This window comes from Waltera sp. (assembly GCF_046969025.1).
Classification (GTDB): domain Bacteria; phylum Bacillota; class Clostridia; order Lachnospirales; family Lachnospiraceae; genus Acetatifactor; species Acetatifactor acetigignens.
Genome location: NZ_JBKVQF010000023.1, coordinates 1 through 26,497 on the forward strand (window position 1 = coordinate 1; position 26,497 = coordinate 26,497).

A 26,497-nucleotide genomic window follows, 5' to 3' on the forward strand; every position below is an offset into this window, starting at 1 on the left:
AGAGACTGTATAAGCAATTTTATATTGCAATGACTAGAAAAATATTTAGGAGAATATTGATGAGATAAAGAAGGATAAAAACTTAACATGGATAGAATCAGAACAGATAATTTTTGCATGGCTGGATAAAGACAATCAGGTTACTCCAGAGACGAAAAGTCAAGGACTTTTTCATCAAATTCACAAAGAAGTCACATTCTGCGGACTTCCTCACGCAGCAGACGCTTGATTTTGTCCTCCATCGTCTCCTTGGCGGTCTGGCTGAAATGCACACGCACGATATAGGTTGTCTTGCCGATCTGCTTTCTGACAGTCGGGCAAGTGGCGGTGTTGGTTGCGGTATTGTTCATTCAAAATCCTCCTGTAAATGAAAAATGCCCGGTGACTGTTCATCATCGGGCGGTGTCAGTATGAGGGAACAAGGCAAGGCGGCAACATTAAGGTATCTATAAACACCTTGCCGTCTTTGCCACGCTTGCCTTGTTCCTGTGTCAGTTTCGGAGATAGCAAACCCATGCTGTGCCGTCTTTCTCGGTTATGAGCCTGTCTCCGATACGGCTTTTCGCCGTTCGCATGGTGCGTGAGGAAATCCCTCGGTCATTGACCGCTTTTTCCAGCTCTGCACTTGGCATTTTCTTTCCGTTTGCCAGCAGTTCCAGTATCAGCATTTCTGCCTGTGCGGTCTTGCTTTCCGTCTTGGCTGTGTCCGTTCCGGCAGGCAGTTCATCGGCGGTAATGTCATAAGCACCTATCCATTCAAACCCTTTCTCGTCTCCCAGAGAAAAAGCAAGGGACTGTCCGGGTGGTGCAAGAGAGCTTTTCTCATGGATAAGCACCCTCGTTGTGGGATTGTCTTTCAGTTTGCCGATAAACAGCAGACTGCGGACTGCCGCCGTAATGTCGATAGAGCCTAATCCCCGGTAGGTGCTTTGCGTTCCTACGGCTTTGTTGAGGTGTCCTATCAGAACGATAGCACACCCGGTAGCCTGTGCAATATCTCCCAGACTGCGGAAGATGGGACGGACTTCATTTGCTCTGTTCATATCCACATCTGCTCCTAAAAACGCCTGTACCGGGTCTATGATAACCAGCTTGGCATTGTTCTCCCGGATTGCTCTTGCTATGCGTTCATCGGCAAGGGTCAGCGGTATGTCCCTGCGGATTGCTTTCATTCGGGCGTTCTGGCTGTCCATCGTTGTCTTTAAGCCGTCAACGGTGGTGCGGTGGCTCTGCAATCTGCTTTCCAAATCTTCAAGGGTGTAAATGCCGTTTGCCCGGAGATAATTGTAGGTCTCGTTCATCTCTTTCAGATTGCTGATTTTGCCTTTTTGCGAATATGCCCCGGCTTTTCGCTGGGTGTAATAATCGTTCAGCAGAGAAACAAGGTCGGGTGTCTGCGGCTTGGCAAGCTCAGCTTTTATCTCCGTTATCCAGTCGAACAGGAGAGAGATTTTCTTTCTGATGTCCTTGATAACGGCATTGGTCGCCTTGATCCAGCGGTTGAACTCGCCCTTTTCGGTGCGGATACCTTTCTTCTCCATTGCTCGGACGGTTGCTCCCTCGTGAATGGTGGGAAGTAAATCCACGCCCTGCCGTTCATAGCTGCGGTGGTCGATACGAACATCCAGACCTTTCTCCGCAAACTTGGCGTTGCACATCTCCGCCCATGCTTCACGCCAATGTTCCAGCGTTTCGGGACTGCCCCAGTCGGTAGTGGGAACGGCGTTGAACACAAACTTTCCGTCTGCGTCTCGGATACGGTTGCCGTCCTCGTCCAGTTCGTACACCCGGCGTTGCTTTAGTCCCCATTTGCCGTTCTGCTCGATGGGGCGGATGGGGCAAAGCACATGAAAATGCGGGTTTGGTATGCCGCCGTCCTCCCGGTCTGGCTGGTGTACGGCGAAGTCAACCACCATGCCCCGGCTTACAAAGTTCTCCAATAAAAATTGCCTTGCAAGAGCGATGTTTTCCTCAAGGGAAAATTCATTCTGCAAGGCAATGTCAAAGCTGTATGCAAGCTGGGCGTTCTTTCCACGCTCGGCTTTTTCCACGGCGTTCCATAGGGTCTGGCGGTCTGCGTATTCTGGCGGTGCATGGGACGGCAGGAGAATGTCGGAGCAGATCACGCCGCCCTTGCGGGTGTAGTCGCTGTATTCGCCGTAATACTCGCTATACAATCGCTCCCCGGCACGGTAGGCGGCAGAAGCAATAGCGGACTGTCCTGCGCTTCGCTTAGTCTGCGTGACGCTCAGATGAAATAGTGCCATCGGCTTTCAACTCCTTTTCTCTGTTTGCTTGGCTGATGTGGGTAATCGCCATGTGACGGACGGCTCGCTGGACTTCGGACAGAGAAAAGATGTGTTCCATCAGCTCTGTCATTTCGGTGCGTGTGAGATCTTTGACCTCCGGGGCAAGGCTCTCAATCGTGCCGCCCAGATTGCAAAGGCGGTGGGTACGTTTCTGCCTTTCGCCTTTCTCCAGATATTTCTTTCTGTTCTCCAAACGCTCCAGTTTGTGCTGTTCCTGTGCAAGCCGCTTTTCCACTTGCTCTTTTTCAGCTCGAAGCTGTTCAAGGCTTTTCTGTTTTGCCATTTTGGTTGACCTCCTTTTTTGAAAATGGGTATAAAAAAAGACCGCCAACTTTTCGCACATTGCGACCAGTCAACGGTCTATTTTTCGGTATTCGGTTGTTGTATTCAGTTAGATAATTTATTTGCTATCCTTACCGAAAAAACCAATCGTAGCCATAACAAAACCCACGATAATTAAAAGAAACGACACCCACAGTGTTCCTACATATATCACCTTTAATCCTGCAAGTATCATTATAGCAATACCCAATAGCATTAAACTGTTTCCAAACATAATCTTTTTCATACGCTCACGCTCCTTTGTTAAATTATCGTTTACTATTTTCAAACTTGCTGGCGGCGAACGGTTTGTCAAAACCGTTTGCGGACGGCAAGTCCACAGGGGATAGCCGCTTTAGCGGCGCAAGGGGGTGTAGCCACCTTGACGGAACGAAGTGACGCAACATTCTCGGTCATGCAGTTTTCTTCTGCTGACGGAGAATGAAGCTCCGCAGGACGCACTACTCTCGATAGAGAGTATAGAAGTGCGCCCTTAGAGTTCTAAGGGTATTTTTAGATAATTGGGAATGTTTCTTTGTCAAACTGCGTAACATTGAACACGATACGCCACTCGACATCATCACCAACCGGTTCAAAGTGCAGAGCAGAACAAGCAGCATGAAGTTTTTCTTGTGAATTTGTTCCATATATAACTGCTGTCGGACCATCTGCACCACCAATAACACCAACAACAAAACAGGAACTACTGCCAACTGGACGGAACGAATGATCGTCTGGTGTAACTTCTATCGGTCTATCGCCTTCATCACAGTCAAAAACCGAAATGTTCTCCATCGGTTCAGGGGTAAGTGTATAACTCATGGCAATATAATGTGTCGGATAAATCCAGCGATCAGAACCAAAACTATTTTGAGGAACTGTCTGCTGTTCTATTTCCTGCACGGTCAGTGTATGGGTTATTCCGCTAACAGGATGGGAAAACATAAATGAATCTCCGGGTGCGTGAACTTTGAAATGTGAGCCTGGAACTTGTCCTGGTTGCTGCTCCATTGTAAGAAAAAGTTTATTGATTTCAGGGTGATGCTTGGTTCCCCAAGGAAATACGTCTCTGCATATGACCCAGCCATAAGTACTATCCAGCCCATAATGGTCGATTGCCCATTTTGCTTCCAACTCATTGATAACGCCATCTGGCAGACAAGGATTAAAGCTCACAGCGCAGCCATGGGTTGTCTGTAATATTTTCTCGTTTAACTTCAAGCAAGGTTTGAAGTTAAAACAAAGTGGGTTTTCCCATTCCATCTGCATCTGTTGCTCACGGGTAAAATTTTCACATGAGTCATTTTCCCAGTCCAGATTCCATTTTTTCATGAAGTCACGGATGCTTTCTGAATCAACTCGCATACAAAAATCAACGACAAGTCCTTTGCTACATGAATAAGCTGCCGGAATTACCCAATGATATCCAGCCCAATCGAATTGTTTATCCAGCTTGATCTCTTTTCCGGCACGGTCTTTACCTCGATGTCCCCAGAAATCTCCATCAAAGTAGACCTTCCATTCAGGGGCAACCAATTCTGCCTCTGAAGTCATATCATTATCGTAATAATCTTCTGTGTATTTAATCTGACTGTAATCAAAGGAAGATTGCAGGTTTTTGATATATGTCCACGGTTGTTCCATAGGCAACAAATTCATCTTCTCTGAAATTTCCGATAAAGTTTGCTGTTGTTCCTGGGTTGTAGGGTTTTCATTGAGAAAGGCTTCAAACTGTGCTTCGTTCCACATCCACGCTTGTTCCACTGCCGCCACATCACCACAAGCCAGTATAAGCCGCAGAAAGTCGGTAAAATTTTCAGCTACTGGATGAACATAATCAGGAGAAGTATTCATGGGGCTGACAGAGAAAACCATCTCTCCAAATCCACGAATGAAACAGAAGTGGATACCATCTATCCCTGCCCATCCAAAAACCGATGCCCCTTTTGGGGTACAAAAATAATTTGTATTATCCTCACGGAGTTCAACTCCCACAGGACTTAAATCGACACCCCGCTGTAAAAATTTTTTCAAAATTCTATTCATTAAGCATCCCCCCATAAAATTAGTGCTATCACGCTCTTTATTGTAGTAAATTTTATCACAAGAGTGTGAATAAATCTACTGGCGAATGCTGAAACCGCCCGAACAGTTTCTTTCTGCTCAGGCGGCTTTCTTCATCTATTTTTCTTTCTTCTGCTGCACTTGTTCATGGGCTTCCTGCTGAACATCAGCCCAGCGGAAAAGCCATACTTCCTGTGGATGTGATCAATAACGTGACCGGGGAACTGGAATTTATCAGCGCCGAACAGATTGATCCGGATGGAAATGTGGAACTTGTATTTACCCATGCATCAGATTACACGATTGTTGTTGATGCCAAGATTATGAGTGATAACGGTCAGGCAGACAACAAATCTGATGAAACCATTCCTGCACCTAAGACAGATGACAGCACTTCAAAATATGCATGGAATAATACGATAATCATTATTATAGGTATCTGTATTATACTGATTGTTTTTGGAGCCGTATTCTATGTAAGAAAAAAGAGTGGTTCTGAGGAAGAATAAGTATCTGACATAGTAATTGAATAAAAGTAGGAATGTGGGAGCGTACTGGCAAAGGGTGTAACAGTATAAACATGACAAGCGGTGTATGTCTTGATGAAGAGACGTATGCCGCTTATTTGCGTCAAAAATGATAGAAAACTAAAAGAAAAAAAGAAAAAAAACTCAGTCTGGAATATTTTTTGCCGGTGAAACTTTTTGCTGGAATACAGCGTCAAAATAGTAGAATATATCAAAAGAATATGTGTTACAATAAATACCGAAAAATAATTGCATGCAGTTTTCAAAAGTGAGGAAAGGATATATGTCGGACAGAAAAAAAGAACAGGCGGTGGAGCGTGCCCTGACGGAAGGGTATGAGAAGTATTACCGTCTTGCTTATAGTTATGTACATAATGAAGCGGACGCGCTGGATATTGTACAGGAAGCAGCCTATAAAGCCATTTTAAAAAGTGACAGCCTGAAGGAGCCGCAATACGTGGAGACCTGGGTGTACCGGATCGTGATCAATGAGGCGTGCAGCTTCCTGCGCAGCCGGAAGGAGAGTGCGGATGTGGAGGAGATCCAGGCGGCAAGTGAAGATATCTATGAAAATATTGATTTAAAACGCGCAATAGAAAATCTTGACCCAAAGGATCGTGCCATCGTAGTCCTACGATTTTTTGAGGACAGGCAGCTGGAGGAGATCGCGAAGATCCTGGATGAGAACCTGAGTACAGTAAAGAGCAGGCTATACCGGGTGATGAAAAAGCTGCGGCTGAACCTCGAGGGTAGCATGGGCTGAGTAATCCGTAGTCAAAGTCGTGGGATTTTGCCCCCGACATCATATATATGCAGGACATAAGACAGATACAGGAAAAGAGATATGGAAAGAGATAACATGACCGGTCCGAACAGACCGGACAGATGGAGAATAGATATGACTGAACAGGAACAGTTGAGGCAATTAAAAGAGGAGTATGAGAATATGATAATACCCGAAACGGGACGGGAACGGCTGCAGGCAGGTATCGACAGAGCCCGGATGGAGAAAAAAAGAGCAGAGCACGCCAGAAGGCGTTCTGCATGGACGGCGGTGGCTGCGGCAGCTGTCGTGATGATCGCACTGCCAAATACCAATATGCAGATAGCCCATGCCATGGAAAATATTCCGTTGCTGGGTGGCTTTTTTAGGCTGGTAACAGTGCGGCAGTACAATTACAACGATGAGAACCATGATGCCGAAGTAGAACTTGCACAGATCAATTATGGAGAAGATGCGGGAGAAGGTGCTTCCGTTGGAGAAGTGGCAGCCGCTCCTGAGGGCACAGCTGCCGGAAGTGTGGAAGGTGTCGGACAGGAGGCTGCGGTAGCAAATCTGTCGGAAGACGGTGTGGAAGCGGTCAACCAGGATATGGAGGCTACGGTAGAGGAACTGATCCGTCAGTTCGAGGATACCTTATCCGAGGAAGGATACCATGGTCTGCATGTAACACAGGAGGTTGTTACGGACAATGCGAGGTATTATACCGTAAAATTAAGCGTTTTGGAGACGGAAGCCAGCGGCTACGAGCATAATCAGTTTTATACGATTGATAAACAGACGGGAAATGTGGTGACACTGGAAGATCTGTTTGCAGAAGGGAGCGACTATATTTCCGCGATCAGCGAGAACATTAAGACCCAGATGAAGGAGCAGATGGCGGCGGATGAAGGCGTGATCTATTTCCTGGATAATGACGATATGCCGGAATTCAATTTTCAGGGGATCACGGAGCAGACGAACTTCTATTTTAATGAAAAGGACGAACTGGTCATTGCCTTTGATGAATACGAAGTGGCTCCCGGTTCTATGGGAGCGCCGGAATTTGTAATTCCGCAGGAAGTGACGGCAGCAATTTTAAAGTAAGCAAAAATATCTAAATGGGGAAACTCCCGCATATCATGAAACAAAAGGATATGTGGGAGTTTTTTATGTCATTGATCGTATTGGATGCGGGGCATGGTGGTGCGAACCCCGGAGCCACTTATAATGGAAGAAAAGAAAGTGAGGATGCGCTGGCGCTGACACTGGCGGTGGGAAGCGTCTTAGAAGAAAACGGAGTGGATGTGTATTACACCCGGACCACAGATATCTACGAGTCTCCTTATCAGAAGGCACAGGAGGGAAATGAGGTGGGAGGAGATTATTTTGTCTCGATCCATCGCAATTCCAGTCCTTATCCGAACCAGTACAGCGGAGTGGAGAGCTTAGTCTACAACCGCTATGGAGCGGCAGCCAGAATGGCGTACAACATCAATGCCGGACTGGAGCAGGTGGGATTCGTGAATCTGGGAGTGAATGAAAGACCGAATCTGGTGGTGTTAAACAGCACAAATATGCCGGCTGTGCTGGTAGAAGTGGGATTTATCAATACGGATGCGGACAACGAACTCTTTGACAGCCGGTTTGACGAGATCGCCCGGGCCATTGCCGACGGAATCTTAGAGAGCGTGTGATTTTACCTAATTCTTACAAATAAATTACCGGACTGTGATATTATGTGAATTTCCTCCATGTTAGTATGATTGCGTAATCAAGAGAAAGAAAAACAAACACATGGAGGATATTATTATGAGAGTAAGACACAGCAAATTATTAGCTCTGATCGGAGCAGGAATATTAGCAGTAACCGCATTGGTTGCATGCGGTAACAGTGATGCTGCTGCAAACACAGCATCATCCGCAGAGGCAAGCACCGTAGCAGAAAGCACTGTGGCAGCAAGCAGTGAAGCGGCTCCTGCTGAAGCCACCGCAGATCTGTCCGGCAGCATTTCCATGGTAGGAAGTACTTCTATGGAGAAGTTAGCCAATGCTTTGAGCGAAGCTTTCATGGAAGAATATCCTGAGGTAACCGTAACTGCTGAGTTCGTAGGATCCGGCGCAGGCATCGAAGCGGTTACTAACGGAACCGCAGATATCGGTAACTCTTCCAGAAGCTTAAAGGATGAGGAAAAGGCAGCGGGCGTTGTAGAGAACGTAGTAGCAATCGACGGTATTGCCGTATGTGTAGATCCCGCTAACGAAGTTGCAGATCTGACCAAAGAGCAGCTGACTAATATCTACAATGGTACAGTTACCAACTGGAAAGAAATCGGTGGCGCAGATGAGCCTATCATCGTAATCGGCCGTGAGGCAGGTTCCGGTACCAGAGGAGCTTTTGAAGAGCTGGTTGACCTGAAGGATGCCTGCAAATATGCAAACGAACTGGACAGCACCGGTGCAGTAATCGCTAAAGTAGCATCTACTCCCGGAGCTATCGGATATGCTTCCCTGGATGCACTGGATGATAGCGTTAAGGCACTTTCCCTGGAAGGTGTAGAAGCTACCGCAGAGAACATCAAGGCCGGTAACTACTTCTTAAGCAGACCTTTCGTAATGGCTACCAAGGGTGAAATCTCCGAGCAGAACGATCTGGTACAGGCATGGTTCGACTTTGTACTGGGCGACGAAGGACAGCAGGTTGCTTCCGAAGTTGGTCTGATCACTGTAAAGTAATAGCCTGACACAGAAAAAGGAAAAAAGCGATGAATAGTGGAACACACGCTTCCGTAATGGGAAACAGAAAAAATAAAGCGGTTGTGGAAACTGTGGCACAAATAGTATTTACCATTTGTGCCTTCTTCGCCGTACTGGCGGTAGTTTCCATTACCTTATATATGATCATCAGCGGTACTCCCGCCATTTTAAAAGTGGGTCTGGGAGAGATCCTGTTCGGCACCGAATGGATGCCGACGGCAGCAGATCCGGAATTTGGTATTCTGTGGGTTATTCTGACCTCCATCGTCGGTACGACTCTGGCAATTTTACTGGGTGTGCCCATCGGTGTACTGACAGCGGTATTTCTGGCAGAGGTGGCACCTAAGACCTTAGCTGCCATTGTAAAGCCTGCGGTAGAACTGTTGGCCGGCATCCCTTCCGTTATCTACGGACTATTGGGAATCTATTTATTAAATCCTCTCATGTATAAATTAGAAAGACTGATCTTCCGGGGATCCACGACACACCAGTTCACCGGAGGCGCGAACCTGTTGTCCGCAGTGATCGTACTGGCGATCATGATCCTGCCCACGGTGATCAATATCAGCGAGACTTCCATACGCGCCGTTCCCGCTGGAATAAAATCGTCCTCTCTGGCACTGGGAGCTTCCCATGTGCAGTCCATTTTCCGGTCCATCCTTCCGGCAGCCAAATCCGGTATTGTGACCGCTATCGTTCTGGGTGTGGGACGAGCTATCGGTGAGGCTATGGCTATCACACTGGTATCCGGCAGCAGTGTGAATGTGCCCCTGCCCTTTAACTCCGTGCGATTCCTGACCACAGCCATTGTCAGCGAGATGGGATATTCTTCCGGACTGCACAGACAGGTGCTGTTCACCATCGGACTGGTGCTGTTTGTATTTATTATGATCATCAATATCGTATTGAATAAAATACTGAAAAAGGGGGCGGATGACAATGAATAAGGACACCTTATATGTAAAAAGAAAACGCCCCACAGACATGCTTTTGCTGGCAGCCATTTATGTCTCTGCCACACTGGCGGTGGCACTTTTACTGGGAATTATCCTGTATGTCTTCGTAAAGGGCATCCGCACCGTTAACTGGGCATTTTTAACGACGGTGACCAGTGCCAGAAAGCAGACCACCGGTATTGCGGGCAACCTGTTGAATACCCTGTACATCATCGTGATCACTCTGTTGATCGCGACCCCCATCGGCGTGGGAAGTGCCATTTATCTGAATGAATATGCAAAACCCGGCAAGCTGGTCTCCATCATTGAGTTCACCACGGAGACACTGTCCGGTATTCCTTCTATTATTTTCGGCCTGTTCGGTATGATCTTTTTCGGAGAGACTTTGGGCTTCGGCTATTCACTGCTCACCGGTTCCTTTACCCTGACATTGATGGTACTGCCCCTGATCACAAGAAATACGCAGGAAGCATTGCGCACCGTGCCGGACAGTTATCGTACCGGTGCGTTGGGAATGGGATCCACGAAATGGCATATGATCCGGACGATCCTTCTGCCGTCTTCCATGCCAGGTATCGTCACCGGTATCATTCTGGCACTGGGACGTATCGTGGGAGAGTCTGCGGCTCTGTTGTTCACTGCGGGAAGCGACTACAAGCTGCCGAAGTTCACCGGAGTTTTCGGAGACAATCTGGCAAAGCTGGCTCACAAGGCCATGGAGTCTGGTGGTACTCTGACCATCGAATTGTATTTACAGATGCAGAAGGGACAGTATGATAATGCTTTCGGTATCGGTTGTGTTCTGATCATTATCGTATTGATCCTGAACCTCCTGACCAAGCTGGCGGCGAATAAGCTGAGACGAGAGTAAGAGAAATCACAAGAAGGAGAAAATATATGGCTAACAGTAAAATATCCGTGGAAAACTTAAATCTCCATTATGGAGAGAACCACGCACTGAAAGATGTAAATATGGAGATCGCAGACCACGCCATTACCGCATTTATCGGTCCCAGCGGCTGCGGCAAATCTACTTTTCTACGTTGCCTGAACCGGATGAATGACCTGGTGGACGGCTGCAGAGTCGAAGGAAAAGTAATTCTGGATGGAGAGGACATTTACGATAAGCGGGTGGATACCACATTGCTTCGTAAAAAGGTCGGCATGGTATTCCAGCAGCCCAACCCTTTTCCCATGTCCATTTATGACAACATCGCCTACGGTCCCAGACTGCACGGCATCAAGAATAAAAAGGAACTGGATGAAATCGTGGAGCGTTCTCTGCAGGGTGCCGCTATCTTTGAAGAGGTAAAGGATCGCCTGCACAAATCCGCGTTGGGACTGTCCGGTGGACAGCAGCAGAGACTGTGTATTGCCAGAGCACTGGCAGTATCTCCGGAGGTACTTTTGATGGATGAACCCACCTCCGCACTGGACCCGATCTCCACGCTAAAGATCGAGGAACTGATGGAGACACTGAAGAAAAAATACACCGTGGTCATCGTAACCCACAATATGCAGCAGGCAGCCCGTGTGTCGGATGACACCGCATTTTTCCTGGTAGGGGAAGTCATAGAGAAAAATGCAACCTCCGAGATCTTTGCAAGACCTCAGGACAAACGGACAGAAGACTACATCACCGGACGGTTTGGATGATTTTGGATGAGAAGATAGGAGGAATGGGAGATGTCACCCAGAGTATTATTTGAACAGGATCTTGAGACTTTGAAAAATAAAGTATCTGAGATGGGAGAGCATGCGGAGATCAGTTATGACCGTATGGCGTATGGAATTCGTGAGAACAAAGAAGACATTCTGAAGACGCTGTTGAATACAGATCATACCATGGTGGATATGCAGCGAAGTATAGAAGCTATGTGTCTGAGCCTGCTGACCAGACAGCAGCCGGTGGCCAGAGATATGCGTCTGGTATCCGCAGCGCTGAAAGTGGTACCGGATATTGAACGGATCGGAGACCATGTGGCAGATATTGTGGAACTGTACCTGCGTATGGGCAACATGAATCCCGAAGGAAAACAGGAACATCTGTTGCTGGAGATGATGGAAGAAGCCAAGGAGATGATCCACAATTCGGTGGAGGCATTTGTGGAAGGTGATGAGGCAAATGCAAGAAAAGTAGTAGAACATGATGATGTGGTAGATGATCTCTTCAACGAAGTCAAAACGGGAATGATGCAGGCTATCAGAGAGCAGAACCTGGATGCGGATCGTGTGGTGGATTATCTGATGATGGCAAAGTATTTGGAAAAAGTGGGCGACCATGCGGTAAATATCGCAGAGTGGGCCATCTTCCGCATGACCGGAGATATGGAAGGTGCGAGATTGTATTAGGATTCGATAATCTCGGTAACGATGCAGAGCCCCAATTCGCAAAACTGCTCCTGCGGAGCGTTCCTTTTGCTCATTGAGGCTTGCTCGCCAAAGAACTATTGTTCTATGCTCTTACAGATGCCAGCATCTGATAATCCCAGCAACGATGCAGAGCCCCAATTCGCAAAACTGCTCCTGCGGAGCGTTCCTTTTGCTCATTGAGGCTTGCTCGCCAAAGAACTATTGTCATATGCTCTTACAGATGCCAGCATCTGACGAGCATAGAACAATAGTTCATGGCTCTGCATCGTTGCAACTTTACATAAATTTTACATTCACTGGTAACGCATTTTACATAAGCAAGATAAAGTGTAGATAGAAACCAAAAATGTAAAGTATGTTATGTAAAATGAGAGGATTAGAGTATGAGCTTTTTTGATTTACTGAAGATGGTAGGAGGACTTGCATTATTCCTGTATGGAATGAATCTGTTGGGTGACGGACTGTCCCGGGCATCTGGCGGACGATTAGAACGCATTCTGGAGAAACTGACCAACAACCCGTTAAAGGCAGTGCTCATGGGTGCGGTGGTCACCGGTGTGATCCAGTCCTCCTCCGCTACCACTGTTATGGTAGTCGGATTTGTCAATTCCGGTATTATGAGTCTGAAACAGGCAGTAGGTATCATCATGGGTGCCAACATCGGTACCACGGTGACCTCCTGGATCTTAAGTCTGACGGGCATTGAGAGCGATGCTTTCTGGATCCGTATGCTCAAGCCCAGTTCTTTTTCCCCGATTTTAGCGATCGTGGGTGTGGGTATTTTACTGTTTTCCCATAAAGACAAATTAAAAAATGCGGCAACCATCCTGGTGGGCTTTGCAATTCTGATGTTTGGCATGGATTCCATGAGCGCGGCAGTTTCACCGCTGGCAGAGGTACCGGAGTTTACCAATCTGCTGATCGAGTTCCAAAATCCCGTATTCGGTGTGCTGGCAGGACTCATTCTCACAGCGGTGATCCAGTCTTCTTCCGCATCCGTAGGTATTTTGCAGGCACTGTGCATGACCGGAGCGGTAAGCTTTGGCGCAGCAGTTCCCATTATCATGGGACAGAATATCGGTACCTGTGTTACCGCCATGATCTCCGGTATCGGTGCTTCCCGCAATGCAAAACGTGCGGCTCTGATTCATCTGTATTTTAATATTATCGGAACGATCCTGTTCCTGGGAGTGTTCTATACGGTCAATGCCATTCATCCCTTTGCTTTTCTGGGAGAAGTGGCAACACCTTTTGGAATCGCAGTAGTTCACAGCTGCTTCAATATCGCGGCTACGCTGGTATTGCTTCCCTTCTCCAACGGTCTGGTGAAGCTAGCCTGCCTGACGCTGCCGACCCATGAGGACGTGAAGGAAATGTCCGAGACAGACAAGACTTTAAGCTTACTGGATGTACGTTTCCTGGAGAAGCCTGCCTATGCCGTAGAGCAGAGCAGACTGGTGGCTTCTGTGATGGCGGATAAGTCCAGGGAAGCCATGGATCTGGCTATGGAGCTGCTGCATAATTTCGATGAGGCGAAAGCAGAGCAGGTGGCACAGATGGAGACGGATGTGGACCGCTTCGAGGATGAACTGGGAACCTATCTGGTGAAATTGAGTTCCAAACAGCTTTCCAATAAGGATAGTGAGACTTTAAATACGATTCTGCACTGCATCGGCGATTTTGAGAGAATTTCCGATCATGCCCGCAACATCAAGGAAGCGGCACAGGAGATGCATGACAAGCAGCTGGTATTCTCCGAGAAGGCGCAGGAGGAACTGAAGGTATTCGAGAGAGCGGTACACGATGTGCTGGATCTTACCATGACCAGTTTTAAGAACGGAAATCTGAATCTGGCAAGACAGGTGGAGCCGTTGGAGGAAGTCATCGATGGACTGAGCCTGGATGTGAAGCAGCGCCATGTACGCAGACTCCGTAAGGGAAAATGTACCATTGAACTGGGCTTCATCTTATCCGATGTCATTACGAACTTTGAGCGTGTCAGCGATCACTGCTCCAATATTGCAGTCTGTCTGGTACAGGTGAATGAGGATGAATTCGATACCCACGCTTACCTGGATGAACTGCGCCAGGAAGATAACAAGGACTTCCAGAGCAAAGTGCTGGCATGCCGTGAGAAATACCAGTTACCGCCCACAAAGCAGGAACGTCTTGCGGAAAAGAATGCAAAACTGCTTGCGGAGTGAGGATTTACCGAGGTATAGTTAAGAAGAGAAAGCACAGTCAGAGAGGAGTGCTGTGAGATGGCTTTGATCTATGTAGTAGAGGATGACAAAAATATTCAGGAGATCGAGACCTTTGCCCTGGCCAATGTGGGCTATGAGGTAAAAGGTTTTGATTCCGCCATGGATTTCTATGAGGCGCTGAATGATACCACACCGGATCTGATTTTATTAGACATCATGCTGCCGGACGAGGATGGTCTGAGCATTGTGAAAAAGCTGCGTACCAGACAGGACACGGTGCTGGTGCCGGTGATCATGGTCACGGCGAAGACCACGGAGATCGACAAGGTCAAGGGACTGGATCTGGGGGCTGATGATTATATTACAAAGCCCTTCGGTGTCATGGAACTGATTTCCCGGGTAAAGGCAATGCTCAGGAGAAGTCAGAAGAGTCAGGAAAAAGATAAGGTGCTGAAGCTGGGGAACATTGTGCTGGACCGAGAGAAACATTCTGTCACGGTAGGCAAGGAGCCTGTGGAGTTGACCTACAAAGAATATGAGCTGTTAAAGCTTCTGATGACCAATGCGGGCATTGTGACCACCAGAGAACTGATCCTGGACCGCATCTGGGGGATCGATTTTGAGGGAGAATCCCGGACGTTGGACATGCATATCAAGACGCTGCGGCAGAAACTGAAGGAAGAGGGCAGTCTGATCAAGACCGTGCGTAATGTGGGATACATTATGAACGGCGAGAAAGCGTAACAGAAGATGAAGAAAAAGATTAACAAAATGATGATCCTCATTGCCACGGTAACGATTTTGCTTACCATGGTACTGATCACAGTCGTGTATTATGATCTGTTCCGCAGACAGGTGCTGGAGGATCTGAAAAGCTATGGTTCCCTGTTAAAAAGCTGTTCTTCGGTAGAAGAGATCAAGGAAAACGGAGTGCCGGTGGAATCGGATCTGCGATTGACGCTGATCGGCAGTGACGGACAGGTATTGTATGATAATGAGGCAGATTCTGTGGCCATGGGGAATCACGCTTCCCGTCCGGAGATCCAGGAAGCCATGCGGGACGGCGAAGGTGAAGCAGTCCGGAATTCCGAGACCTTGTCCCAGTCCACCTTTTATTATGCCATCCGCCTGGAAGATGGCAGCATCCTGCGACTGTCCAAGGATGCCAGAAGCATTTACAGCATTTTCAGTCAGGCGCTGCCCATGATGGTGGGGATCTTTGTGGTGCTGCTGGTGCTGTGCATGGTGGCGGCCAGAGTGCTGACCACGAAGCTGGTGGCTCCCATTGAGAAACTGGCACAGAATATCGGGGAATGTACAGAGATGCAGACCTATGAGGAACTGACACCGTTCATGACCATGATCCGCAAACAGCATGAGGACATTATGAAAAATGCCAGAATGCGTCAGGAATTCAGTGCAAATGTATCTCACGAACTGAAGACTCCGCTGACATCCATCTCAGGATATGCGGAGCTGATTGAGACCGGAATGGCCTCCGAACAGGATACGGTGCGTTTTGCTCACGGGATTCATAACAGCGCAAATCGTCTACTTACATTGATCAATGATATTATTCGTTTGTCAGAGCTGGATGGCACGGAAGGGGAAGCGGATACGGAGCTTTTGAATCTGCATGAAATGGCGCAGAATTGTGTGGAAATGCTGAAAATGAGTGCAGAGAAACACAAGGTGACCATAGCGCTGAACGGCACGGAATGCTATGTGACAGCCAATCGTCAGATGATGGAAGAACTTTTATATAACCTGTGTGATAACGCGATCCGGTATAACAATCCGGGAGGAAGTGTGGATGTACAGACCTATGCCAGAGAGGGGCATACCTATCTGGTGGTAAAAGACACCGGCATCGGCATCTCCAAGGAGCATCAGGAGAGGATCTTCGAGCGCTTCTACCGTGTGGACAAGAGCCGCTCCAAATCCACCGGCGGCACAGGACTGGGCCTTGCTATCGTAAAACATATCATCGCCAAGAGCCACGCTGAACTGGAACTGGAAAGTGAACCCGGAAAAGGAACGACGATACGGGTGATTTTCTGAGAACTTCGAGTTCAAATTTTCTAAGACTTCATTCGAGAGAGTGGAGTCTTTTTTACGCATGATATTCCGCCAGCAGCTGTTTCGCATAAGCAACACAGTCTCTGTGCAGAGCAAATTTTTTGCCATCGCACATGATGACTTTGCGGAAGCCCAGCTTCTCCATGTATCTGCCGTTAAGGATCGTCTTGACGGTGGGAGCGAAGAAGGTAGGGTGATTCTCTATCTGAGAGAACAAATTGATAGCGGTGGTGGCTACTTTTACGGTGCGGCCGTCCTTCAGGGTGACGATGACATTCCGGCCTTCTTCTTCGGCGTAGAGGATGTCCGGTTCGGTGACATAGATGGTATCTTCATCCTCTCGAAGCTCTATGAGAGGAACTGCCTTAGACATAATATCCAGAGCATGATCAATGCTCTGAGCCAGTTCCGCTACTTTGATGGGTTTGTCCAGAAAGATGACATTGTCCGGATAGGTCTGTTCCCTGTAATTGATCTTGGAACAGCACAGCACGATGGGTGCGTTGACCCCCTGTGCAGTGAGGGCATTTACCACGTCCGTACCGGTGGTACCTTCCGTCAGACACATATCAATATAGAAGGCATCGTATTGCATGGGATTGGACAGCAGTGAGGTAGAATTACCGAAAGAATCGGTATAAATGATACCCGTAGACGCTGCTCTTTTGTCGGATTCCCGCTTTAACAGACGCTCCAGCTGCTTTCTGTCGGCTACATTATCATCACACACTGCTATATGCATATCGACACCTCCCGGAACATACGCAGGAAAACTTCGCTCCGCGTATATTGTATTGCATGTAAATCGGCTAAGACTGAATTTATATAAAGTCAGTATAGCATATTTCCTACCTGAATAAAAGGGCAAAAAGCAGTACCTGTACCACCAGGATCGCCGGCATTCCGTACTTGAAATACCAGTGCTTCGTCTTATGACGGAAGTGCTGCATTCCCAGAATACATCCCAGGCTGCCACCCAAAAGCGCCGTGAAAAAAAGAGAAGCCTCCGAGATGCGCCAGGCACCCCGGATGGCTCTTTTTTTATCGACACCCATGATCACATATCCCACAACATTGATGATCACCAGATACAGGATCACCACAGTAATTATAGTCTGTGCAGTTATCATAGACACCTCATTATTTAATTCTTAGTTACCAAGTTTCTTTTCGTTCTCCTGTAACTTCATGGCACGAACCTTCAGAGACAGACCAAACAGATTGATGAAGCCTTCTGCATCGTGATGGTCGTACAGATCACCGGTGGTGAAGGAAGCCAGGTTCTCATTGTACAGAGAGTAAGGAGAAGTGGTTCCGGCCTTGATGATGTTGCCCTTGTAGAGCTTGAACTTTACTTCACCGGTCACATATTCCTGGGTTTTCTCGATGAATGCCTGCTCTGCCTCACGAAGAGGAGTGAACCATTTGCCTTCGTATACCAGATTGGCGAATTTCGCACCCATTTCCTTCTCGAATGCATAGGTATCGCGATCCAGGATCAGCTCTTCCAGCTGCTGGTGAGCCTCCATCAGGATGGTACCGCCGGGAGTCTCATAGACACCACGGGACTTCATGCCAACGACACGGTTCTCTACGATATCTACGATACCGATACCGTGCTTGCCGCCCAGCTTGTTCAGGGTACGGATGATATCGGAGACCTTCATCTTCTCACCGTTAACGGAAGTGGGAACACCCTTTTCAAAGGTCATGGTCACATATTCACCCTCATCGGGAGCCTTCTCGGGAGTCACACCAAGTACCAGCAGATGCTCGTAGTTAGGCTCGTTGCCAGGATCTTCCAGTTCCAGACCTTCGTGGCTGATGTGCCAGATGTTACGGTCACGGCTGTAGGAAGAATCGGTGGAGAAAGGAAGATGAATGCCATGAGCCTTGCAGTATTCGATCTCGGATTCACGGGAGTTCATGTTCCATTTGTCGCTTCTCCAGGGAGCGATGATCTTGATATCGGGAGCCAGAGCCTTGATGCCCAGCTCGAAACGGATCTGGTCGTTACCTTTACCGGTTGCACCGTGGCAGATGGCTACAGCACCTTCTTTTCTGGCAATCTCTACCAGTTTCTTGGCGATCAGGGGTCTTGCCATGGAAGTACCTAACAGATACTTGTTCTCGTATACGGCATGAGCCTGTACACAGGGAACAATATAATCATCACAGAATTCATCGATAACGTCTTCAATATACAGCTTGGAAGCGCCGCAAGCCTTTGCTCTCTCTTCCAGACCGTCCAGCTCCTCTGCCTGTCCGCAGTTTACGCAGACGCAGATAACTTCATAGTCAAAATTCTCCTTCAGCCAGGGAATGATAGCGGTAGTATCCAGACCGCCGGAATAAGCCAAAACTACTTTTTCCTTCATGATAAAATCCTCCGTTTTATAGTGTGTATGATGCCAGGGGCAAAAGCCCTGAAAATGCGATGTGCAAAGCACGAAGCAATCTGTAAGCATCAGATGCCAGGATCGTGTGTTACGCTCTGACAATTACTATACAACATTATAATCGCAAAAGCAAGCAGAAAAGTTGCATAAACGAATCATAAAAATGAATAAAATAAATTAAAATATGCACATAAATGCATAGAATAAAAAATATACAGTATATTTATGCATAAAATATGCTGCCTTATGCATAGTACGGTAACGACCATATAAGATGCGCCGGAATCGTCAAAAGTCAGTCGCTGATCTTTTCAATTCCGGAGATATCACTGTCGATCATCAGAGAGTAGTTCGTATAATAGACCACGAAGCCAGGCTTGGCACCGGCCGGCTTTTTGACCTGTTTTTTCTGGACATAGTCGATCTCCACCTTTTCCTGCTCCCTGCCCTTAGAATAGTAGGCAGCAAGCCGGCCGGCCTCTTCAAAAGTCCGGTCCGGCAGTTCCTTCCCTTCGGTCTTTACCACTACATGGGAGCCGGGAATACCTTTGGCATGGAACCACCAGTCATTTCCGTTGGCGAATTTGAAGGTCAGTTCATCGTTCTGGAAATTATTTTTTCCCACATAAATATGGAAGCCATCGCTGCTCAGATAATGGAAGGGCTTGCTGGTGATCTTTGCCTTTTTGGTGCCGCCCTTTCTGCGGATGTAGCCGCTCTGGGTCAGTTCCTCCTTGATCTCCACCAGATCTTCCTCTTTCAGGGCGATATCCAGCGCCGTGCTGATGGTCTCCAAGTGGTCGATCTCTTCTTTTACCTGAGTAGTCAGTTCGGACAATGCTTCATAAGTACGCTTTAGTTTTCCGTATTTGTCAAAATATTTCTTCGCATTTTCCGTAGCGGAAAGAGTAGGATCCAGGGGGATCGTCACCGGTTCGCTGGTATAGTAATTTACCGCCGTGAGAGATTTGTCACCGGGCTTTGCACTGTAACCGTAAGTATTCAACAGTTCTCCGTAGATCCGGTATTTTTCCCGCTTCTCCGTATCCTTCATCTGGGCCAGCTGAAGATCGTATTTTTTAATCTCCCGTTCCAGAGCGGTCTGCACGATACGGCGCAGGTCAGAAGATTTCTGACGGATCCTGGTCAGGGTATTTTTCTCCGCATAAAAATGCTCCAACAGGGCGGAAATGGAGGTGTAGGATTCCAGATGATCCGCTCCGGTGCTGTACATGGTCAGGGGAACCGCCGCGTATTCCACGGGGCGGGTGCCGGTGTAAGCAATGCAGGGGGAGAAGGTCTCTTCCTTGATAGAAGTGACCATTTTGGAAAAAACTTCGTACAAGGCATGATAATCCTCTGCCGTCAATGCCGCTGTAGGGCGTTCCCCGTCGATGCCTGCCTCGTGACACAGTTCCTGTGCCAGTACCGGAGAGATACCGGTGAAGCTTCCGTAGATCGCCTTGAAGACCGGCTGAGGCTTGGCGGCAAGGGTCTCCCGGAAAGTAGTCTCGTCGCAGGTCAGGGCATCCAGTTTATCCTGGGTATGGGCAATGAAATAGGGCTTGCCGGGCAGGACTTCCCGGACACTGCTGACTGCGGCGGATACCCGCTTGATACTGTCGATGATGGTATTGTCATCGTTGCAGAAGATCAGGTTGCTGTGTTTGCCCATCAGCTCCATGACCAGCGTCTTGTGGCGCAGATCCCCCATTTCATCCAGATGCTCAATATCGATATGCACGATACGCTCCAGCCCCGGCTGGGAAATGTTCACGATACGGCCGTTCTGTAAGTGCTTGCGCAGCAGCATACAGAAGTTGGGGGCCGTCATGGGACTGGGTTTGTTACTCTCCGTCAGATAGATCAGGGGCAGGGAAGCGCTGGCGGACAGAAGCAATCGTTTCTGCCCTGTGGGCTGCTTGATGGTCAACAGCAGTTCGTCATTTTCCGGCTGGGCGATCTTATATAATCGGCCGCCGATGAGTTCTTTTTTTAATTCTGATATTACACAGGCAATGGTAACGCCGTCAAAAGCCATAATTTCCTCATTTCTGCTCTTTGAATCCGGGAAAAACAGACCATAAAGAGCCACAAAATAGATATGCTGCAAACGAAAGTACAGCATAGTTATTGTAACAGATTTTTATAGGAAAGAAAAGTATGCGGAAAACAGAATGAATATTATTCCGCCATAATGCATAAAACCATAAAAATAGTATGAATATATGCATAAATATACACAACAATCCGAGAAACGTGCATAAAAATGAAAAAAGTAGTAGACATTTAGACAAAAAGTGGTATCATGGTGTCAGGGTCAAAAGGTCGAAAAGCCGTTCATGCTTGCATGATAAGGCTTTTGAACTTGTGACCCGCTAAACATGAGGAAGTAGCGATTTGCGTAGCAAATCAGCGGATTCCGAATGTTTACAGAATTGCGTGAGCAGCTTGCTGCGAAGCAATTCGTTGACACAAGTATGGCGGCGACAGAAGCAATTCGTTGACACAAGTATGGCGGCGACAGAAATAAAAAACGATGACATAAACAAGAGAGGTAGAAAAATGATCAGAGTAGGAATCATCGGAGCAACCGGTTATGCCGGAGGAGAACTGGTAAGGATCCTGTTAAACCACAAGGATGCCAAAATCGTATGGTACGGATCCCGAAGCTATATAGATAAGAAGTATTATCAGGTATACCAGAACATGTTCCAGCTGGTGGAGGATATCTGCAAGGATGACAATCTGGAAGAACTGGCGAAGCAGGTAGATGTGATCTTTACCGCAACCCCTCAGGGATTTCTGGCGGGTCTTTTGACAGAGGAGATTCTCTCTCAGGTGAAGATCGTGGATCTGTCTGCTGATTACCGGATCAAGGATGTGGCCACCTATGAAAAATGGTACGGCATCGAGCACAAATCTCCTCAGTTCATTGAGGAAGCAGTATACGGACTCTGCGAGATCAATCGTGACAAGATCACGGAGAAGACCAGATTGGTAGCCAACCCCGGCTGCTACACCACCTGTTCGATCCTGACTGCGTATCCCATGGTCAAGGAAGGCATGATCGATGTGAACACCCTGATCGTGGATGCCAAGTCCGGTACCTCCGGTGCAGGAAGAGGCGCCAAGGTGCCCAACCTGTTCTGCGAAGTGAACGAAAACATGAAAGCCTACGGCGTGGCAAGCCACAGACATACCCCCGAGATCGAGGAGCAGTTAGGCTATGCGGGCAACTGCCAGGTGACCATTAATTTTACCCCGCACCTCGTACCCATGAACAGAGGAATTCTGGCAACCGAGTATGCAACACTGAAGAGAAAACCGGACGGTACACTTCCTACCTATGAGGAAGTAAAAGCTGTCTATGATAAATATTATGCAAACGAGAAATTCGTCCGTGTGCTGGATAAGGGCAGCTGCCCCGAGACCAAGTGGGTGGAAGGCAGCAACTACGTGGACATCAATTTTGTCATTGATGAGCGTACCGGCCGTATCATTATGATGGGTGCACTGGATAACCTCGTAAAGGGTGCTGCGGGACAGGCGGTACAGAACATGAACCTGCTGTTCGGGCTTCCTGAGAGCGAAGGCCTGGAGCTGGTTCCCTGCTTCCCTTAAAGCAGATACGGAAAGGATTAGAAAGGATAAAACACATACATGAACAAACAGTTTACGATCAAACCCATGACCATAGAAGATTATGACGGTCTGCATGCCCTCTGGATGACCATTCACGGCTTCGGTATCCGGAGCATCGATGATTCCAGAGAAGGTGTGGAACGTTTTATCAACCGGAATCCCGGCACCAGTGTGGTAGCCATCGGGGAGGATGGAGCCGTAGTGGGCGGCATCCTCTGCGGCCATGACGGACGACGAGGCTGTCTGTACCATGTATGTGTCAGAGAAGATTACCGAAGACTTGGCATTGGCAAAGCCATGGTCGTCCACTGCATGAATGCTCTGAAAGCGGAACATATCAACAAGGTCAGCCTGATCGCTTTTACCCAGAATGACATCGGAAACGCTTTCTGGAAATGCATTGGATGGACAAAGCGGGAAGACTTGAACTACTACGACTTTACTTTGAATGAAGAGAACATTACGGCGTTTAATAAATAGATGCCAGGATTGTGGAAGTGCGTAGCACGAAGCAATCCGTAGGCATCAAAGTCGGGGGCTTTTGACCCCGACATCATAAATAAAACGGAAGCGAAAGGAGATTATTCCAACATGAAACAGATCCAGGGCGGTGTGACCGCAGCAAAAGGCTTTGAGGCAGCAGGTGTGGAGGCTGCCATTAAATATCAGAATCGTAAGGATATGGCACTGATCGTAAGTAAGGCACCTTGTACCGTAGCCGGTACTTTTACCTCCAATGTGGTAAAGGCGGCTCCTGTACTATGGGATAAGCAGATCGTGGAACATTCTGCATTTGCACAGGCAGTGGTAGTCAATTCGGGAATCGCCAATGCCTGCACCGGCAGACAGGGACTGGACTGCTGTGAAGCAGAAGCAAAATGTGCCGGAGAACTGTTGGGCGTGCCCACCGATGCCGTACTGGTTGCATCCACCGGTGTCATCGGTATGCAGATTCCCGTAGACAAGATCACCGCTGGCATCGAGAAACTGGTGGCAGCCAAGGCAGATACTCTGGAGGCTGGCTCCGATGCAGCCCATGCCATTATGACCACCGATACCATTTCCAAAGAGATCGCCATCGAGACACAGATCGGTGGCAAGACTGTGACTCTGGGCGGTATGTGCAAGGGTTCCGGTATGATCCATCCGAATATGTGCACGATGTTAGGTTTTGTAACCACAGATGTGAAAATTTCCAAGGAGATGCTGCAGAAGTGCGTCAGCGCAGACGTAGTGGATTCCTTCAACATGATCTCCGTGGATGGAGATACTTCCACCAATGATACACTGCTGGTGCTGGCCAACGGCATGGCTGGCAACGAGGAGATTACCGCAGAGGGCGAGGATTACGACAACTTCTGCAAGGCACTGCATGAGATCACCACATTCCTGGCAAAGAAAATGGCAGGAGATGGCGAAGGCGCCACAGCACTGTTCGAGACCAAAGTAATAAACGCAGTCAGCAAGGAAGATGCCAGAACTCTGGCAAAATCCGTGATCTGTTCTTCTCTGACCAAGGCAGCTATCTTCGGACATGATGCCAACTGGGGACGTATCCTCTGTGCACTGGGTTATTCCGGAGCTAAATTCGACCCGGAAAATGTGGATCTGTATTTTGAGAGCAAGAGCGGCAAGATTCATATCTTCGGTAATGGTGTGGCATGTGATTACAGCGAGGAAGAGGCCACGAAGATCCTCTCCGATCCGGAAGTCACCGCACTGGTGGATATGCATATGGGTGAGGCAGAAGCTACCGCATGGGGCTGTGATTTAAGCTATGATTATGTGAAGATCAATGCGGACTATCGTTCTTAAAAAAGAACGACCGGAAAGATAAATGACAGGCGGATCACGGTATCTGCGGAAATGAGGATAAAAATGGAAAAAGATATGGAACAGGTAATGAAAAAAGCAGAGGTGCTGATCGAGGCGCTTCCTTACATACAGAAATTCAACCGTAAGATCATCGTGGTAAAATACGGCGGCAGCGCCATGAGCAATGAGGAACTGCAGAAAAACGTCATCAAGGACGTAACGCTGTTGAAACTGGTAGGTTTCAAGCCCATCATCGTTCACGGCGGCGGTAAGGAGATCAGCCGCTGGGTCGGCAAGGTCGGAAAAGAGGCAAAGTTCGTCAACGGTCTGCGTGTCACCGATGAGGAGACCATGGAGATCGCGGAAATGGTACTGAACAAGGTAAATAAGAGCCTTGTGACCATGGTGGAAGAGCTGGGCGTGAAAGCAGTAGGTGTCAGCGGTAAAGACGGCGGCCTGCTTCAGGTAGAGAAAAAATATTCCGACGGTCAGGACATCGGGTATGTGGGTGAGATCACCGGCGTGAATCCGGATATTCTCTTTGACATGCTGGAGAAGGATTACCTGCCCATCATCGCTCCCATTGGATTGGACAAGGATTATCACACCTACAATATCAATGCGGATGATGCGGCCTGCGCTATCGCAAAAGCAGTACATGCGGAGAAACTGGCATTTCTGACGGATATCGAGGGATTGTACAAGGACATCAATGACAAGTCCACATTTATTTCCAGATTGACAGCTTCCGAGGCAGAGGGACTGATCCACGACGGTTACATCGGCGGTGGTATGCTGCCGAAGCTGAACAACTGTACTTCTGCGATCCGCAACGGTGTAAACCGTGTGCATATTCTGGATGGACGTCTGGCACACTGCCTGTTGTTGGAGATCTTCACCAATCAGGGTATCGGAACTGCGATCGTATCCGATGAGGAGTGAAAAAAGTGTGCAGAATAAGCCTGGCAGCTTATTCCGCACCCGGCTATTTGTGCCGCAGGCGTCACAAAGTAGCCATTATCGCAAAACCAAATTAGAAATTTGGTTTGCGTTTCCTTGACGAAAAGAACGTCTGCGGAATGGAGAGGAAAAATGAGCGACACCATGAAAGAATATATTGCAGAGGCGGAAAAAGACCTGTTGCATACTTATAACCGGTATCAGATTGTTCTGGACAAGGGCGAAGGTGTACATCTGTATGATACCGACGGTAAAAAATATCTGGATTTCGTAGCGGGAATCGCTGTATTTGCCCTGGGCTATCAGAACAAGGCATACAACGATGCGCTGAAAGCACAGATCGACAAGGTGATCCACACCTCCAATTATTATTACAACGTGCCTGCCATCGAGGCGGCTCGTAAGATCAAAAAAGTATCCGGCATGGATCGTGTCTTTTTCACCAATTCCGGTGCGGAAGCAGTGGAAGGTGCCATTAAGGCTGCCAGAAAATATGCGTATCTGAAGGATGGCTGTACCGACCATGAGATCATTGCCATGAATCACTCCTTCCACGGCAGAACCATGGGAGCTTTGTCAGTAACGGGCAACCCCAAGTATCGTGAGGCGTTCCAGCCCATGATCGGACATATCAAATTTGCAGAACTGAATGATTTCCAGAGTGTGCTGGATCAGGTGACAGACAAGACCTGTGCCATCATTATGGAGACTGTACAGGGCGAGGGCGGACTGCGTCCCGCTAATGAAGAATTCTTAAAACAGGTTCGTGATCTGTGCGATGAGCGGGATATCCTGCTGATTCTGGATGAGATCCAGTGCGGCATGGGACGTACCGGTTACATGTATGCATGGCAGCGTTTCGGCGTGAAGCCGGACATCATGACTTCTGCCAAGGCACTGGGCTGCGGTGTACCGGTAGGTGCATTTATGATGACGGAGAAAGTAGCACAGCATTCTCTGACAGCGGGAGATCACGGAACCACCTACGGCGGTAACCCCTTAGCCTGCGCAGCAGTGGAAAAAGTGCTTGATTTATTCGAAGAGGACCATATAATAGAACATGTGAGAGAGGTGGCTCCCTATCTGGAACAGCGTCTGAACGAACTGGCAGACAAGTATGACTGTATCAAAGAACGCCGTGGTGTGGGACTGATGCAGGGACTGGTATTTGACCATCCGGTAGGAGACATTATTAACAGAGCATTGGAGAAGGGATTAATTCTGATCAATGCCGGTGCGGACATTATCCGCTTCGTACCGCCTCTCGTGATTACCCGGGAAAATGTGGACGAAATGATTGCTATTTTGGACACCTGTATCGAATAAGA

25 protein-coding genes and 1 pseudogene are annotated in these 26,497 nt (G+C 48.1%); 17 read left to right on the forward strand and 9 right to left on the reverse strand.

The features are described 5' to 3' along the window. Positions 1–191: 191 nt before the first annotated feature. From ACLTOH_RS12040 to ACLTOH_RS12060, 5 genes are all read right to left on the reverse strand, one after another. On the reverse strand, positions 192–350 hold the full coding sequence (locus ACLTOH_RS12040; protein ID WP_003500132.1) for a transposon-encoded TnpW family protein: 159 nt from the start codon (positions 348–350) through the stop codon (positions 192–194). Between the two features lie 141 nt (positions 351–491). After that, the gene (gene mobQ, locus ACLTOH_RS12045; RefSeq protein WP_412224170.1) at positions 492–2,267 is read right to left on the reverse strand and encodes a MobQ family relaxase; all 1,776 of its coding nucleotides are present in this window, start codon (positions 2,265–2,267) and stop codon (positions 492–494) included. After that, positions 2,233–2,592, reverse strand: coding sequence for a DUF3847 domain-containing protein (locus ACLTOH_RS12050; RefSeq protein ID WP_412224171.1), 360 nt, complete (start codon positions 2,590–2,592; stop codon positions 2,233–2,235). Before ACLTOH_RS12050 ends, mobQ begins: the two co-directional genes overlap by 35 nt. Before the next feature lie 117 nt (positions 2,593–2,709). Beyond that, complete coding sequence (locus tag ACLTOH_RS12055; protein ID WP_009259853.1) at positions 2,710–2,877, reverse strand: hypothetical protein; 168 nt, start codon at positions 2,875–2,877, stop codon at positions 2,710–2,712. A 266-nt stretch (positions 2,878–3,143) separates the two neighbouring features. Next, entirely contained in the window at positions 3,144–4,676 is a 1,533-nt protein-coding gene (locus ACLTOH_RS12060; protein ID WP_015573038.1) for a hypothetical protein, read from the reverse strand. A 212-nt stretch (positions 4,677–4,888) separates the two neighbouring features. On the opposite strand from ACLTOH_RS12060, the gene ACLTOH_RS12065 reads away from it, so the two are divergent. From ACLTOH_RS12065 to ACLTOH_RS12120, 12 genes and pseudogenes are all read left to right on the forward strand, one after another. Continuing rightward, positions 4,889–5,203, forward strand: coding sequence for a hypothetical protein (locus tag ACLTOH_RS12065; protein WP_412123816.1), 315 nt, complete (start codon positions 4,889–4,891; stop codon positions 5,201–5,203). Positions 5,204–5,504: 301 nt separating this feature from the next. Then, positions 5,505–5,984: a sigma-70 family RNA polymerase sigma factor gene (locus ACLTOH_RS12070; protein ID WP_227734035.1), complete on the forward strand. Its 480-nt coding sequence runs from the start codon at positions 5,505–5,507 to the stop codon at positions 5,982–5,984. A gap of 135 nt (positions 5,985–6,119) precedes the next feature. After that, the gene (locus ACLTOH_RS12075) at positions 6,120–7,088 is read left to right on the forward strand and encodes an RsiV family protein (RefSeq protein WP_412123815.1); all 969 of its coding nucleotides are present in this window, start codon (positions 6,120–6,122) and stop codon (positions 7,086–7,088) included. A 65-nt stretch (positions 7,089–7,153) separates the two neighbouring features. Next, positions 7,154–7,675, forward strand: a pseudogene (locus ACLTOH_RS12080) (N-acetylmuramoyl-L-alanine amidase family protein); the annotation flags it as partial. A gap of 118 nt (positions 7,676–7,793) precedes the next feature. Next, on the forward strand, positions 7,794–8,717 hold the full coding sequence (locus ACLTOH_RS12085; protein ID WP_412123814.1) for a phosphate ABC transporter substrate-binding protein: 924 nt from the start codon (positions 7,794–7,796) through the stop codon (positions 8,715–8,717). Positions 8,718–8,746: 29 nt separating this feature from the next. After that, positions 8,747–9,685 (forward strand): phosphate ABC transporter permease subunit PstC, encoded by a 939-nt coding sequence (pstC, locus tag ACLTOH_RS12090; protein WP_412224172.1) that lies wholly within the window; start codon positions 8,747–8,749, stop codon positions 9,683–9,685. Further along, positions 9,672–10,565, forward strand: coding sequence for a phosphate ABC transporter permease PstA (gene pstA / locus ACLTOH_RS12095; protein ID WP_118504108.1), 894 nt, complete (start codon positions 9,672–9,674; stop codon positions 10,563–10,565). Before pstC ends, pstA begins: the two co-directional genes overlap by 14 nt. A gap of 26 nt (positions 10,566–10,591) precedes the next feature. Beyond that, positions 10,592–11,350 (forward strand): phosphate ABC transporter ATP-binding protein PstB, encoded by a 759-nt coding sequence (pstB, locus tag ACLTOH_RS12100; RefSeq protein WP_022312750.1) that lies wholly within the window; start codon positions 10,592–10,594, stop codon positions 11,348–11,350. 30 nt (positions 11,351–11,380) lie between these two features. Next, positions 11,381–12,046 (forward strand): phosphate signaling complex protein PhoU, encoded by a 666-nt coding sequence (phoU, locus tag ACLTOH_RS12105; RefSeq protein WP_412224173.1) that lies wholly within the window; start codon positions 11,381–11,383, stop codon positions 12,044–12,046. A gap of 404 nt (positions 12,047–12,450) precedes the next feature. Then, positions 12,451–14,271, forward strand: coding sequence for a Na/Pi cotransporter family protein (locus ACLTOH_RS12110; protein ID WP_117467285.1), 1,821 nt, complete (start codon positions 12,451–12,453; stop codon positions 14,269–14,271). 57 nt (positions 14,272–14,328) lie between these two features. Continuing rightward, on the forward strand, positions 14,329–15,015 hold the full coding sequence (locus ACLTOH_RS12115) for a response regulator transcription factor (protein WP_412224175.1): 687 nt from the start codon (positions 14,329–14,331) through the stop codon (positions 15,013–15,015). A 6-nt stretch (positions 15,016–15,021) separates the two neighbouring features. Continuing rightward, positions 15,022–16,332, forward strand: coding sequence for an ATP-binding protein (locus ACLTOH_RS12120; protein WP_412224177.1), 1,311 nt, complete (start codon positions 15,022–15,024; stop codon positions 16,330–16,332). A gap of 52 nt (positions 16,333–16,384) precedes the next feature. On the opposite strand, the gene ACLTOH_RS12125 is transcribed toward ACLTOH_RS12120, so the two are convergent. The 4 genes from ACLTOH_RS12125 to ACLTOH_RS12140 form a co-directional block, all read right to left on the reverse strand. Continuing rightward, positions 16,385–17,092, reverse strand: a complete 708-nt coding sequence (locus ACLTOH_RS12125; RefSeq protein ID WP_412224178.1) for a hypothetical protein — start codon at positions 17,090–17,092, stop codon at positions 16,385–16,387. Between the two features lie 106 nt (positions 17,093–17,198). Further along, positions 17,199–17,480 carry a DUF1294 domain-containing protein gene (locus ACLTOH_RS12130; RefSeq protein ID WP_412224179.1) on the reverse strand — a complete coding sequence of 94 codons (282 nt, stop codon included), beginning with the start codon at positions 17,478–17,480 and terminating at the stop codon, positions 17,199–17,201. Positions 17,481–17,501: 21 nt separating this feature from the next. Next, positions 17,502–18,728: an argininosuccinate synthase gene (locus ACLTOH_RS12135; protein WP_412224180.1), complete on the reverse strand. Its 1,227-nt coding sequence runs from the start codon at positions 18,726–18,728 to the stop codon at positions 17,502–17,504. Between the two features lie 316 nt (positions 18,729–19,044). Next, complete coding sequence (locus ACLTOH_RS12140; RefSeq protein ID WP_227733545.1) at positions 19,045–20,790, reverse strand: NFACT family protein; 1,746 nt, start codon at positions 20,788–20,790, stop codon at positions 19,045–19,047. Between the two features lie 524 nt (positions 20,791–21,314). Here ACLTOH_RS12140 and argC point away from each other — a divergent pair. The 5 genes from argC to ACLTOH_RS12165 all read left to right on the forward strand — a co-directional run bounded on the left by argC (position 21,315) and on the right by ACLTOH_RS12165 (position 26,495). Further along, positions 21,315–22,373: an N-acetyl-gamma-glutamyl-phosphate reductase gene (gene argC, locus ACLTOH_RS12145; protein WP_022312418.1), complete on the forward strand. Its 1,059-nt coding sequence runs from the start codon at positions 21,315–21,317 to the stop codon at positions 22,371–22,373. A gap of 39 nt (positions 22,374–22,412) precedes the next feature. Then, positions 22,413–22,874 carry a GNAT family N-acetyltransferase gene (locus ACLTOH_RS12150; RefSeq protein ID WP_022312417.1) on the forward strand — a complete coding sequence of 154 codons (462 nt, stop codon included), beginning with the start codon at positions 22,413–22,415 and terminating at the stop codon, positions 22,872–22,874. Between the two features lie 111 nt (positions 22,875–22,985). Beyond that, entirely contained in the window at positions 22,986–24,209 is a 1,224-nt protein-coding gene (gene argJ, locus ACLTOH_RS12155) for a bifunctional glutamate N-acetyltransferase/amino-acid acetyltransferase ArgJ (protein ID WP_412224181.1), read from the forward strand. Positions 24,210–24,272: 63 nt separating this feature from the next. Continuing rightward, positions 24,273–25,151, forward strand: a complete 879-nt coding sequence (gene argB, locus ACLTOH_RS12160) for an acetylglutamate kinase (protein ID WP_118538334.1) — start codon at positions 24,273–24,275, stop codon at positions 25,149–25,151. Between the two features lie 150 nt (positions 25,152–25,301). Then, complete coding sequence (locus ACLTOH_RS12165; protein ID WP_172594713.1) at positions 25,302–26,495, forward strand: aspartate aminotransferase family protein; 1,194 nt, start codon at positions 25,302–25,304, stop codon at positions 26,493–26,495. Positions 26,496–26,497 lie beyond the last annotated feature (2 nt).